9 protein-coding genes are annotated in these 11,634 nt (G+C 38.5%); 8 read left to right on the top strand and 1 reads right to left on the bottom strand.

The window, feature by feature from the left end; translation table 11 throughout:
* Window positions 1-34: 34 nt before the first annotated feature.
* Together ACN1CN_RS07910 and ACN1CN_RS07905 are read left to right on the top strand one after the other, a co-directional pair.
* Complete coding sequence (locus tag ACN1CN_RS07910) at window positions 35-898, top strand: rhomboid family intramembrane serine protease (protein WP_419135264.1); 864 nt, start codon at window positions 35-37, stop codon at window positions 896-898.
* A 48-nt stretch (window positions 899-946) separates the two neighbouring features.
* Window positions 947-1,963 carry an endonuclease/exonuclease/phosphatase family protein gene (locus ACN1CN_RS07905; protein ID WP_264526358.1) on the top strand — a complete coding sequence of 339 codons (1,017 nt, stop codon included), beginning with the start codon at window positions 947-949 and terminating at the stop codon, window positions 1,961-1,963.
* A 139-nt stretch (window positions 1,964-2,102) separates the two neighbouring features.
* Here ACN1CN_RS07905 and ACN1CN_RS07900 read toward each other — a convergent pair whose 3' ends face one another.
* Window positions 2,103-2,948 (bottom strand): AraC family transcriptional regulator, encoded by an 846-nt coding sequence (locus ACN1CN_RS07900; RefSeq protein WP_264525213.1) that lies wholly within the window; start codon window positions 2,946-2,948, stop codon window positions 2,103-2,105.
* 178 nt (window positions 2,949-3,126) lie between these two features.
* Here ACN1CN_RS07900 and ACN1CN_RS07895 point away from each other — a divergent pair, with 178 nt between their 5' ends.
* The 6 genes from ACN1CN_RS07895 (at window position 3,127) to ACN1CN_RS07870 (ending at window position 11,492) form a co-directional block, all read left to right on the top strand.
* A complete protein-coding gene (locus ACN1CN_RS07895) occupies window positions 3,127-4,041 on the top strand; it encodes a dihydrodipicolinate synthase family protein (RefSeq protein ID WP_264525212.1) in 915 nt (304 codons plus the stop codon).
* 81 nt (window positions 4,042-4,122) lie between these two features.
* Complete coding sequence (locus tag ACN1CN_RS07890; protein ID WP_419135263.1) at window positions 4,123-5,706, top strand: aldehyde dehydrogenase (NADP(+)); 1,584 nt, start codon at window positions 4,123-4,125, stop codon at window positions 5,704-5,706.
* Window positions 5,707-5,709: 3 nt separating this feature from the next.
* Window positions 5,710-6,720 (top strand): 4-hydroxyproline epimerase, encoded by a 1,011-nt coding sequence (locus tag ACN1CN_RS07885; protein WP_419135262.1) that lies wholly within the window; start codon window positions 5,710-5,712, stop codon window positions 6,718-6,720.
* Window positions 6,721-6,792: 72 nt separating this feature from the next.
* Window positions 6,793-8,028, top strand: coding sequence for an NAD(P)/FAD-dependent oxidoreductase (locus ACN1CN_RS07880; protein ID WP_419135261.1), 1,236 nt, complete (start codon window positions 6,793-6,795; stop codon window positions 8,026-8,028).
* A gap of 3 nt (window positions 8,029-8,031) precedes the next feature.
* Window positions 8,032-9,327 carry an aminopeptidase P family protein gene (locus ACN1CN_RS07875; RefSeq protein ID WP_419135260.1) on the top strand — a complete coding sequence of 432 codons (1,296 nt, stop codon included), beginning with the start codon at window positions 8,032-8,034 and terminating at the stop codon, window positions 9,325-9,327.
* A gap of 2 nt (window positions 9,328-9,329) precedes the next feature.
* Window positions 9,330-11,492 carry a DPP IV N-terminal domain-containing protein gene (locus tag ACN1CN_RS07870; protein WP_419135259.1) on the top strand — a complete coding sequence of 721 codons (2,163 nt, stop codon included), beginning with the start codon at window positions 9,330-9,332 and terminating at the stop codon, window positions 11,490-11,492.
* The last annotated feature ends 142 nt before the right edge of the window (window positions 11,493-11,634 follow it).

Below are 11,634 nucleotides of genomic sequence, written 5' to 3'. Positions count from 1 at the left end.
TTAATATTGCAAATAAAAACTAAAGAAAGCTTTTATGAATATTCTGGACGATTTAAAACTACAATACAGATTAGGCGGAATAGCCCTGCGTGTTATTTATTGGAACATTGGCTGTTTCCTGATTTCGTTAGTGTTTTTTTATAATTTTTCTAATGCTCAGTTTGCATTTCCAAACTGGTTGGCATTGTCGTCAGACTCTGCGGTTTTTATGTTCAAACCCTGGACGTTTCTAACGTATGCTTTCTTTCATTATGGCTTTCTGCATCTGTTGTTTAATATGATGGTTTTAAATTTTGCAAGTAATTTATTCCTGACTTTCTTTACGCAGAAGCAATATCTCGGACTGTATATTTTAGGAGCTATTTTCTCCGGAATTGTTTTTGCATTGAGTTTTTATTTTTTAAATATTTCGGCACCTATTGTAGGAGCATCGGCAGCCATCATGGCTATTTTGGTGGGAGTTACAACCTATCAGCCTCTCATGAATGTACGTTTGCTGCTTATCGGAAATGTTAAGCTTTGGCACATTACCGCTGTCATTTTGGTTTTAGATTTAATGCAGTTTCGTTTAGACAATACCGGCGGGCATATCTCGCATCTGGCAGGAGCATTCTTCGGATTTCTTTTTATGAAGCTGTTGCAAAACGGTACCGATCTAAGCAAAATTGTTTCCAGAACCTTAGATTTCTTTGCCAATCTTTTTAGAAAATCCCCATCGACCCCTTTCACCAAAGTACATAAAAATTACAAAAAACCTACTGAAAAAGTGACGTCAAGAATTGTTACGAAAGACAAAACGCAACAACAGATAGATGAAATTTTAGACAAAATCAGCCAGTCTGGTTATGATTGTCTGACCAAAGAAGAAAAAGAGTTTTTATTTAAAGCTGGAAAATAATCGTTTTAGGGCCACAATATGAAAAACCTTTCATGGTTTAATAAAATAATGTTCTTTTTGAATATAGTGCTAACTGTACTGACGTTTAGTATTTATATTTTACCCTTTCTGGCACCAAAGAGTTTTCCGCTGCTATCGGTTCTAACGCTCTTTATGCCGGCTTTTTTCGTTCTGAACGGTCTGTTCTTCGTTTATTGGGGAATTCAGTTTAAAAAACGACTTATTTTGTCTGGTTTGGTACTGCTAACCGGAATTACCTTTATCAGCAAATTTTATAAATTCTCGGCAAAAGAATACGTCCGCGATGAAAAAGACTTTTCGGTGATGAGTTATAATGTACGTCTTTTTAACGTATTTAAATGGCTCGATCGCGATGATATTCCTTCCAATATAAAAGCTTTTATTGACGAAAAAGACCCCGACATTCTTTGTATTCAGGAATATTCAAACTCAGCCCATCTGGATCTAAAAGTGTATCCGCACCGCTATATTTTTATTGACGGAAATAAAATTAAAACCGGTCAGGCCATTTTTTCAAAATTTCCTATCATATTTGAAGGCAACATTGTTTTTCCAAACTCAGACAATAACGTCATTTATGCGGATATCAAAAGAGGAAAAGATGTTATTCGTGTGTACAACATGCACCTGCAATCCATAAAAATTTCGCCGGATGTGAGTGATATTTCTAATAATATTGATCATGTCAATCAGGAGAAATCCCAGTTGATTTATACCCGAATTAGTAAAGGATTCAGACAGCAGCAGGAGCAGGCTGAGATTTTTAAAGAAAATATCAAACAGTGCAAGAACCCGATTATCATTTGTGGAGACATGAACAATAGTCCGTTTTCGTATGTGTACCGAAATATCAAAGGAAAGCTGAAAGATGCCTTTGAAGAAGCAGGAGAAGGGTTTGGAGCAACCTATAAGTTCCGTTATTATCCGGCACGAATTGACTATATTTTTACAGACAGTAAAATGAAAGTGAAACAATTTGAAAGTTTTCCTGACTTCGAGAACTCAGATCATTATCCTATTATGACGAGGCTTTCAATTGAATAGTTTTTTTAACCGCAAGGCGCGCTAAGGTTTACGCAAAGTTCGCAAAGCTTTATCTATAGCTTTGCGAACTTTGCGTTTATACAAAATCTAACAAGAAAAAAATCCTTGCGTCCCTTGCGGTTAAGCCAAAGTAAACGGCCTACAGATTCAGTTTCCGATACTGCAACGGAGAAGTCTGCTTTAGTTCCTTAAACTTTCGGTTGAAATTGGAAATGTTATTAAAGCCGCATAATTCGGCAATTTCGAGAACCGAAAGCTCACTGTTGTTGGCCAACAGCTTTGAGGCATGTTCAATTCTCACTTCGATTAAAAACTGAAAAAACGACTTGTTGGTCCGGACTTTAAAATACCGGCAGAAAGCATTTTTGGTCATATTGGCAATCGAAGCGATTTCATCCAGGTTAATGTTTTTTTGATAATTGGTCATGACATGTTCGAATACAGTCTGCATTCGTTTGCCTTCATTATCCGTAATCTTTTTGTCGTACAGGTGATTCGAGAGCTGCTCTCTGTCGCTGTTGGAAAGCCATTTGATAATCTCTAAGAACAGTATAAATCGTTCGTAATTATCGGCTTTTTTTAGCTTTTTAAACGACTTGGTAATTTTTTTGGGCGCATTGTGAATGATGAACCCGTTTTTACTACTTTCCAAAAAAGGATGGATGTTTTTAAAAGTAGTAAGCGTGAAGAATTCTTTTCCGAAAGAGTTTGTCGTAAAAAACAGGGTGCGCATGATGGAAGATTCGTTTTCGTATACTTCACTTCTGAAAACGTGTGGTAAATTGCTGCCAATCATTAAAATGTCTCCCTCGCGATAGTGCGAAATGGTGTCGCCGGCAAAAATGGCGCCCTGCCCTTTTTCGATAAAACTAATTTGAATTTCTTCGTGTTGATGGAGTTTGTCGTAAAAAACGATCTCTCTATCCTCTTGATAGATAAGAGGATCCTCTCCAGATTTGGGGATTTTAAATGGAAAAACTTTCATGGTTGGTCAAGGTTAGTTACTTCAAATATATTTTATTTTGTCAAAAAAATAGCAATATATTAGTTGGTTTTTTGTGTAATCGTCTTATATAGGGTAATATAGTATTGTTTTGAGGTAATTTTTAATCCTCCTGCTTTGTTCAATATAAATAATTTTGGTTTTAATTAAAATCGATATTATGAGTATTCAATGGAAAGGCGTAATGCCGGCAGTAACAACAAAATTTACTGCAGATGATAAACTAGACTTCAGAATGTTTGAAGTTAATTTACAAGCACAATTAGAAGCAGGTGTTGAAGGAATAATTCTTGGCGGAACATTAGGCGAAGCCAGCACTCTTTTAGAAGAAGAGAGAAGTGAATTGGTAAAAGGTACCGTTAGCATGGTAAACAACCAGGTGCCGGTAATTATGAATATTGCAGAACAAACTACACGTGCTGCAATTTTAGCAGCCAATAAAGCAGAAAAAGATGGAGCAAAAGGATTGATGATGCTGCCTCCAATGCGTTACAAAGCTTCTGATTTTGAAACGGTAACGTATTTTTCTGAAGTCGCAAAAAATACTTCACTTCCAATAATGATATATAACAATCCGGTAGATTATAAAATTGAAGTTACATTGGATATGTTTGAAGAACTGTTAAAATTTGATAACATTCAGGCGGTAAAAGAATCAACAAGAGATATTTCGAATGTAACCAGAATGATTAACCGTTTTGGCGACCGATTAAAGATTTTATCAGGTGTAGATACGCTGGCTTTAGAAAGTTTATTAATGGGGTCTGATGGATGGGTTTCAGGTCTGGTATGTGCTTTCCCAAAAGAAACAGTTGCCATTTACAAACTAGCGAAAGCAGGCCGAATTGACGAAGCCTTGAAAATATACAGATGGTTTCTTCCTTTATTAGAGTTAGATATCAATTCATTTTTAGTTCAGAATATTAAGCTTGCAGAAGTAGCAACAGGTATTGGAACAGAATATGTTCGTGCACCGAGATTACCGCTGCAGGGAGCGGATAGAGAAGAAGTTTTGGGAATTATTGCCAGATCTTTAGAATCAAGACCTACTTTGCCTGATTATAAAAACTTGTAAACGTACGCTGAAAACAATTGGTTTTACAAATTTCTTCTTTTAAGAATTGTAAAGTATTTATTCAAACAACAAAAAAGAAATATGATTACAGGAAAAAATTACGTGGGAAGTACACTTAAGGCCGCTGGTGATAAGACATTCAAAACGTTTAATCCGCAGCTTAATGTCGAAAATCCCTGGGTTTTTACAGAAGCAACTCCTGAAGAAATTGAAGAAACAGTTGCTTTGGCGCATCAGGCGTTTGGTACCTATAAAAAAAGTTCAGGTCTTGAAAGAGCGGGTTTTTTAAATGCTATTGCAGATGAAATCGTAGCTTTAGGAAATGATTTGTTAGTTCAGTATTGCAGTGAATCCGGCTTTCCAATGGGCAGAGCAGAGGGAGAACGCGGAAGAATGGTTGGTCAGCTACGCGCGTTTGCCCAAATGCTCATTGAAGGGAGCTGGGTTCAGGCTGCAATTGATACGGCAATAACGGACAGAGTTCCTGCGCCAAAAGAAGATTTGCGTAAAATGTTGGTACCCTTAGGTCCGGTTGTGGTTTTTGGATCCAGTAATTTTCCGTTTGCATTTTCAACAGCTGGCGGCGACACGGCTTCGGCTTTAGCAGCAGGTTGTCCTGTGATTGTAAAAAGTCACTCCATGCATATAGGAACCGGTGAAATGGTTGCCTCAGCGATTATCAAAGCAGCGCAAAAAACAAATATGCCCGAAGGAGTTTTCTCTAATCTTATTGGTGGAGGAACAACACTTGGAACTGCATTGGTGAAACATCCATTGGTGAAAGCAGTTGGTTTTACAGGAAGTATCCGTGCCGGAAGAGCTTTGTTTGATCTTGCAGCACAACGCCCAGAACCTATTCCGGTTTTTGCCGAAATGGGAAGTGTCAACCCGGTAGTACTTTTGCCAAAAGCAGTAGCGGTAAACAGTCAAAAATGGGCCGCTGCCTATGCGGGATCCATTACACTTGGAGCAGGTCAGTTTTGCACCAATCCGGGATTGTTATTTGGAATTAAAGGAGCCGAATTAAATAAATTTTCGGAAGAATTAACTCAGGCCATTGAAAAAATAGAACCATTTTGTATGTTGCATCCTTCAATGAAAGAAGGTTTTGAAGAAGGGTCAGCAGCGCTGATAGCACAAAATGGAGTTACCAAAATTGCCGAATACAAAGGAGAAGCAGCACCAAATTACGGGGTACAGAAAGTGCTGACGGTAGACGGAAAAACGTTCTTAGAAAATAAAACCTTAAGCCATGAGGTTTTCGGACCTGTTTCGGTACTGGTACAATGTGACGATGAGCAACAGCTGTTAAAAATCGTCAATCAGTTGGACGGACAATTAACAGGAACGATTATCGGAGAATCTGAAGAATTAAAAAATCAGGAAGAACTGATTGCAGCGATGCAGAACAAAGTAGGACGATTGATTTTTAACGGTGTTCCTACGGGAGTTGAGGTTTGTCCTTCAATGATTCACGGAGGTCCTTATCCGGCCTCTTCTGATTCGAGATTTACTGCGGTTGGAATTCATGCAGTCTATCGCTGGGTACGACCATTTAGCTACCAGAATTGGCCAGATGAATTGTTGCCTGCAGAATTGCAAAATGAAAATCCATTACAGATTTTAAGAACATTAAATAATATTCAAACAAAATCCCAGATATAATAAATGGTAAAGAAAACTTTTTTTTGTGTAGATGCGCACACTTGCGGGAATCCTGTAAGAGTAGTGGCAGGAGGAGGGCCAAACTTGACAGGCGCTAATATGAGTGAAAAACGCCAGCATTTTTTAAAAGAATTTGACTGGATCCGCAAAGGGTTAATGTTTGAACCTCGCGGACATGATATGATGAGCGGAAGTATTTTATATCCGCCAAGTGATCCTGCCAACGATTTTGGGATTTTATTTATCGAAACCTCAGGCTGTCTGCCGATGTGTGGTCACGGAACAATTGGTACCATTACCATTGCCATCGAAGAAGGTTTGATTACCCCAAAAATACCAGGGAAAATAAAAATGGAAGCACCTGCGGGTCTCGTGAATATCGAGTACCAGCAAACCGGAAATAAAGTCGACTGGGTACGTCTGACCAATGTAAAGTCCTATTTAGCAGCGGAAGGATTAACAATTGATTGTCCTGAACTGGGCGAAATTACTTTTGATGTTGCTTATGGTGGGAACTATTACGCAATTGTAGATCCACAGCAAAACTTTTCAGGAATTCAGGATTTTTCGGCAGGTAAAATTGTCCAGCTGAGTCAGGAACTCCGCAGAAGAATCAATGCCAAATATCCGGACTATTTTATTCATCCGGAAAACGATACCATCCGTGATGTGAGTCATATGTTGTGGACAGGGGAACCTTTAGATCCAACCTCTTCCGGTCGAAATGCCGTTTTCTACGGAGACAAAGCGATCGATCGTTCGCCCTGCGGTACCGGAACATCGGCACGAATTGCACAGCTGCACGCTAAAGGGAAATTGAAAGCCGGAGAAGAATTTATTCACGAGAGTTACATTGGCAGTAAATTTATTGGAAAAGTTGTAGAAGAAACTTCCATTGGAGACATTCCGGCAATCGTACCAAGTATTCAGGGCTGGGCAAAAGTATACGGTTACAACACCATCATCATTGATGAAGAAAATGACCCGTATGCTCATGGTTTTCAGGTGATTTAAAAAATATTAAAAATTTAGATTCATTGAAGGAGGATAAAATTCTTCTTCAATGAATTTTTCAATTTCGAACAAATGAAAAGAGTAAGTATAATTGGAGGAGGTATAATAGGTTTGTGTTCAGCTTATTATCTGGCTAAAGAAGGGTATGAGGTAACTATTTTTGATCAGTCTCCTATGGATGACGGCTGTTCTTATGGAAATGCCGGAATGATAGTTCCGTCGCATATAATTCCGCTGGCGCAACCCGGAATGATTGCTCAGGGAATGAAATGGATGTTTGACAGTCAGAGTCCGTTTTATGTAAAACCGAGATTAGATGCAAATCTGATCAAATGGGGACTTCAGTTTTACAAACATGCAAATGAAAAACATGTAGAAAAAGCAATGCCGGCACTTCGCGATTTATCGTTGCTGAGTAAAGAATTGTATCAGGATTTTGCCAGAGAAAACAACTCTTTTTTCTATGAAGAAAAGGGTCTTTTAATGTTGTACAAAACCGATAAAGTAGCTCATGAAATGTTTCATGAAGCAAGAGAGGCAGAAAAATTAGGTTTGCAGGTCGATTATCTTTCTGCTGCAGCCATTGCAAAATTGGAGAATGGTACCAAAACCGATGTTTTGGGCGGGATACACTACAAAGGCGATGCGCATTTGTATCCGCAAAAATTCATGCAATTTATCAAAGAAGAATTAAAACGATTAAAAGTAGAAATTCATTCCGGTACCACAGTACAGGATTTTGTTTTCGATCATCATAAAATCACAAAAGTAGTAACAGACAAAGGCACATTTGCTACTGACGAAGTGGTATTGGCAGCAGGTTCCTGGAGTCCTTCATTGGCTAAAAAACTGAGCGTTTCGGTTTCTATTTTACCGGGAAAAGGATATAGCTTTACGCTGAAGGACAAAAATCACAAACCTTCGATTCCGTCTATTTTGTGTGAAGGTAAAGTTGCGGTGACCCCTATGAATAACGATATTCGTTTTGGAGGAACTATGGAAATTACCCATACCGGAGACACCAAAATTAATAAAAACAGACTACAGGGAATCATCAACAGCATTAATGAGTTTTATCCGGAGATGCAGGTTGAAATGCCTGAAAATAAGGATACCTGGTTTGGTTTCAGGCCTTGTACACCTTCGGGAATGCCGATTATTACCCGTGCAAAAAAAGTTGTAAATTTGACTTTCGCCACTGGACATGCCATGATGGGGTTAAGCCTTGCACCGGCAACAGGAAAAATAATTACAGAGATTATTTCTGGCAAAACACCTTCTGTTGATACTAAAATGTTTCAATTATAAACTATGAGATACGATTCAATTCCGGCTTCTTTATTTGAAAATAACCGAAAGAGGTTTGTCGAAAAAATGCAAAAAAACAGTTTGACGATACTGACTTCAAATGATGTGATGCCAAATAATGCCGATGATGTAATGGGCTTTGCACAAAATAATGATTTGTTTTATCTGTCCGGAATTGAGCAGGACGAAACTATTTTAGTCCTTTATCCCGATGCTTTTAAAGAAGAAAACAGAGCCATTTTATTTGTAAAAGAAGTGAGCGAACATACTTTAATCTGGGACGGAGATTTTTTGACCAAAGAAAAAGTGACCGCCATTTCAGGAATCAAGAATGTAAAGTGGGTGCATGAATTTGAAAAAGCCTTACAGCTGTTTGCTTTTGAAGCAGATGCTATTTACTTAGGACACAACGAGCACATTAAAAGAATAACCTCAGAAATGAATACGCGTCAGGATCGTATGATTCAGTGGTGCAGACAAAAATACCCGCTGCATCAATACGAACGTGTTGCCAAAATAACAAGAGAACTTCGACCGGTAAAATCAGCCGAGGAAATTGCTTTAATCCAAAAAGCAGTTGCCATAAGTGTCGACGGCTTTAAAGCACTGTTGAAAGCGGTGCGACCTGATGTAAAAGAATATGAATTGGAGGCTGAGCTGGCGTATCACTATATTAAAAATGGAGGAAACCGTCATGCGTTCAAACCTATAATTGCTTCGGGCAAAAATGCCTGTGCCTTACATTACAACACCAATGATTCGGTTTGTAGGGATGGCGAGCTGCTTTTGGTAGACTTTGGGGTGTGCTACGGCAATTACAACTCCGATACCACGCGCTGTCTTCCGGTAAACGGAAAATTTTCGCCTCGTCAGAAAGAAATTTACCAATCGGTTTTGCATTGTCTTAAAGAAGGATCAAAGTTTTTGAAACCGGGTGTTTTATCCAAAGACTACGAAGTGCAGATGGCAAGTCTTGTGGAAGCCGAACTGGTGAAACTGGGATTGATTACTTTAGAAGAAATCGCGGCTCAGGATCCCGAAAATCCCGTTTACAAAAAGTACTTCATGCACGGAACAGCTCATTTCCTCGGATTGGATGTTCATGATGTCGGATTGTATTCTAAACCTTTCGAAAAAGGAATGGTGCTTACCTGCGAGCCCGGAATTTACATTCGCGAAGAAGGAATTGGCTGCCGACTGGAAAATGATTATTTGTTGACAGACGACGGAAACATCAATTTATCGGAAGAAATGCCTATTGAAATTGAAGAAATAGAACAGCTATTAAATACCAAATAACCATGATCAAAAAACACTTTTTACTGCTTCTTTTTGTCTGCTCAAGTATACTGGCGCAAAAAGATATTGATATTAATGAATTAAAATGGCTTCCGAATTCGCATTCTTTTTGGGTGAATTCAGGAGAGAACATTTTGGTTTATGATGTCGATCAGTTGAATAAAAGTACCACTGTTTTAACCCAACAGCAATTAACAAATGCCGGATTTAAAGGAGAGGTCGAAGAATTGGTCTGGAATCAGAACAAAACCAAAGTTCTGGTGTACACCAATTCAAAAAAAGTATGGAGAGCCAAAACCAGAGGCGACTATTGGTTTTTTGACTTAACCACCGGAAAAGGAAGAAAACTAGGGGTTAGTTTAGAAGAATCTTCCCTAATGTTTGCTAAGTTTTCTAACGATAACGAAAATGTAGCTTACGTTTCAAAGCACAACATTTACCTTGAAAATTTGGCTTCAGGCAAAATAACGCCTTTAACCACCGACGGAACAGACAAGGTAATCAACGGAACTTTTGACTGGGTTTATGAAGAAGAACTTGCAGCACGTGACGGATTTCGCTGGAGTCCCGATGGTAAAAGCATTGCTTTTTGGCGTGTAGATGCTTCAGAAACAAAGTTTCATTTAATGATTAACAATACCGCCGCTTTGTATCCGTTTGTAGTTCCGGTAGAATACCCTAAAGCCGGAGAAAAACCTTCTTCTGTAAAAATTGGGATTGTTGATATCGCTACTGTAAAAACCAACTGGCTGGATATTCCGGGAGAACCGGATAATAACTATTTGGTTCGTATGGAATGGGTAGCTAAAGAGGAGGTAATGGTCATACAGCTGAATAGAAATCAAAATCAGGTTTCGTTTTACAATTGCAATGCACTATCCGGTAAAGCCAGTTTGATCTATCAGGAAAAATCGGCGGAATGGATTGATGTTTTTGATATTTCTTCGGGCGTGTACGATGGTTTTCCTTGTCAGTTTGTTGATAACGGTAAATCTTTTTTATGGAGTTCAGATGCTGATGGTTGGATGCATGTTTATAAAATCAGCCGTGACGGAAAAAAGAAAGAACTGATTACCACCGGAAATTTCGACGCTTACTTTAAAGCGTATAACGACAAGACCAAATCAATTTATTATATCGCAAGTCCTAAAGATGCAACGCAACGTTATTTGTATGAAACGAATCTGAATTCACACAAAACAAAAAGAATAACTCCGGAAGTATTTGAGGGGACCAATGAGTATGAGTTTTCTACTGATGGCTCGTATGCAAAACATATCAATTCTAATATCAACCGCGACTTTAATATACGTCTGGTTTCATTGTCAGACCATAAAAAAATACTGCCAAAAGAAGCGGATGTTTTTACAAAACCGGAACGTGAGTTTTCTTTGGAAAAATTCAAAGTAACCACAGTTGACGGAGTGGAAGTAGACGGAATTATGGCAAAACCTCTTGACTTTGATCCGACAAAAAAATACCCGTTATTCTTTTATGTTTACGGAGAGCCAATGGCTTCGGTAGCAAACGATATGCCTTACTTTAACGGATTTATAGACCTGTTGATTCCAAAAGGATACATCGGAATTGCCATGGACAACAGGGGAACTCCGGTTATGAAAGGAACGAAATGGAGAAAGTCGATTTATAAAAACATCGGAATCGTTAATACCCGCGATCAGGCAATGGCTGCCAAAGAAGTTTTGAAGTGGAATTTTATTGATACCGACAGAGTTGCCGTACACGGATGGAGCGGAGGCGGAGCAGTAACTTTAAATTTAATGTTTCAGTATCCCGAAATATACAAAACCGGTGTTGCGATTGCTGCGGTTACCGATCAGCATTTTTACGATAACATTTATACCGAACGTTATATGGGCTTGCCGGATGAAAATGCAGCAGCTTATCTACAGGCTTCCCCGGTAACACACGCTAAGAATTTGAAAGGAAATCTGCTTTACATTCACGGAACAGGCGATGATAATGTGCATTACAAAAATGCGGAAGTTTTGATTGATGAACTCATCAAATACGACAAAGTTTTTAATTTAATGATTTATCCAAATCGTACGCATAGTATTCATGAAGGCGAAGGAACTCAAAAACATTTGATAGATACTTTTATAAAATTTGTAGAAGAAAAATGTCCTCCGGGAGCAAAATAGTATCGTTTTAGAAGCCTAAAAAAGGGAGAATTTCTGTAAAAGAGATTTCTCCCTTTTTTTGTGCTCAAAAATCAGTCAAAAAAACATAAAAAGTGAGAAAAAAGATACGTATTTCATGCAAAATTACTAGGGTAAGATAATA

The organism is Flavobacterium sp. T12S277 (assembly GCF_048514875.1).
In the GTDB taxonomy this organism is placed as follows: Bacteria; Bacteroidota; Bacteroidia; order Flavobacteriales; family Flavobacteriaceae; genus Flavobacterium.
This window is presented reverse-complemented; position numbering and strand designations above follow the sequence as displayed.

Bases quoted from the DNA above. Each gene is read 5' to 3' on its own strand.
- ACN1CN_RS07875 (WP_419135260.1), top strand. From the start codon at position 8,032: ATGAGATACGATTCAATTCCGGCTTCTTTATTTGAAAATAACCGAAAG.
- ACN1CN_RS07910 (WP_419135264.1), top strand. From the start codon at position 35: ATGAATATTCTGGACGATTTAAAACTACAATACAGATTAGGCGGAATA.
- ACN1CN_RS07880 (WP_419135261.1), top strand. From the start codon at position 6,793: ATGAAAAGAGTAAGTATAATTGGAGGAGGTATAATAGGTTTGTGTTCA.
- ACN1CN_RS07895 (WP_264525212.1), top strand. From the start codon at position 3,127: ATGAGTATTCAATGGAAAGGCGTAATGCCGGCAGTAACAACAAAATTT.
- ACN1CN_RS07890 (WP_419135263.1), top strand. From the start codon at position 4,123: ATGATTACAGGAAAAAATTACGTGGGAAGTACACTTAAGGCCGCTGGT.
- ACN1CN_RS07905 (WP_264526358.1), top strand. From the start codon at position 947: ATGTTCTTTTTGAATATAGTGCTAACTGTACTGACGTTTAGTATTTAT.
- ACN1CN_RS07870 (WP_419135259.1), top strand. From the start codon at position 9,330: ATGATCAAAAAACACTTTTTACTGCTTCTTTTTGTCTGCTCAAGTATA.
- ACN1CN_RS07885 (WP_419135262.1), top strand. From the start codon at position 5,710: ATGGTAAAGAAAACTTTTTTTTGTGTAGATGCGCACACTTGCGGGAAT.
- ACN1CN_RS07900 (WP_264525213.1), bottom strand. From the start codon at position 2,948: ATGAAAGTTTTTCCATTTAAAATCCCCAAATCTGGAGAGGATCCTCTT.